1 protein-coding gene is annotated in these 681 nt (G+C 57.1%); it reads left to right on the top strand.

What is annotated here, in order from left to right:
* Positions 1–681 (top strand): NAD(P)-binding domain-containing protein (locus AC1DRJ_RS31175; protein ID WP_477805496.1); only part of this gene is annotated, 681 nt, incomplete at both ends.

Genomic DNA, 681 nt, shown 5'->3' with positions numbered 1-681 from the left:
GTCTTGGAAAAGCACAGTCTGACTCATACTTGGCGTAATCAACGCTGGGATGCTTTTTGCTTGGTGACACCAAACTGGCAATGTGACCTTCCCGGTTATCCCTATACCGGCGATGATCCGCACGGTTTCATGAAGAAGGATCAGATCCTGGCTTACCTGGACGGCTTTATTGCCAAGGTCAATGCCCCGGTACGGGAAGGTTGCGCAGTGCAACGCATGGTGGCCCGGCCTGAGGGCGGCTATCTCCTCACGACTACGATTGGCGAATTCACGGCAGATCAGGTGATCGTCGCAAGCGGCGGCTACCACACGCCAATCATCCCTCGATTGGCCGAACGCCTGTCGCCTGAAATTACCCAGCTTCATTCGGAGCAATACCGCAATCCGCAGGCGCTACCCGAAGGGGCGGTACTGGTTATTGGCTCTGGGCAATCAGGCGCACAGATTGCTGAAGACCTGCACCTGGCCGGCCGTAAGGTATTTTTGGCAGTGGGCGATGCGCCGCGTTGTGCCCGCTTCCATCGCGGCCGCGATGTAGTCGACTGGCTGGCCGACATGGGTTACTACGACATCGGCGTTGATGTTCATCCCCTGCGTGAAGGTGTGCGTGACAACACTAACCACTATGTAACCGGACGAGATGGTGGTCGCGATATCGACTTGCGCCGCTTCGCTACAGAG

The organism is Pseudomonas sp. P5_B2 (assembly GCF_056400445.1).
Note: the sequence above shows the minus strand (reverse complement) of the source record. Positions and strands in the feature narration are given on the sequence as shown.